This is a genomic window from Microbispora hainanensis, from assembly GCF_006874475.1.
Taxonomy (GTDB): Bacteria; Actinomycetota; Actinomycetes; order Streptosporangiales; family Streptosporangiaceae; genus Microbispora; species Microbispora hainanensis.
Genome location: NZ_VIRM01000240.1, coordinates 1 through 252, shown reverse-complemented (window position 1 = coordinate 252; position 252 = coordinate 1). Strand labels below are relative to the sequence as shown.

Annotated in this window: 1 protein-coding gene; it reads left to right on the top strand. The window is 72.6% G+C overall.

The window, feature by feature from the left end:
• The coding region (locus tag FLX08_RS41790; protein ID WP_208762005.1) for a hypothetical protein at positions 1-252 on the top strand (252 nt) is incomplete at both ends.

The following is a 252-nucleotide window of genomic DNA, read 5'->3' as shown; positions in this document are numbered from 1 at the left end:
CGCAGAGCGTGTGACCCGGCCCTGCTGGGCGAACGGACCGATCCGGCGGACCCGGCTGACGTGGCCAACACGGCAGGCGCGGCCAACACGGCTGACATGGCGGACTCGGCGGGCGTGGCGAACACGGCCGGCATGGCGAACACGGCGAGCGTGGCGAACACGGCGGGGGTGGCGAACCCGGCTGACATGGCGGGGGTGGCGAACGGGGCGGATCGGCGTCATGCCGATGCGGCCTTACGCCGATACGTCCAA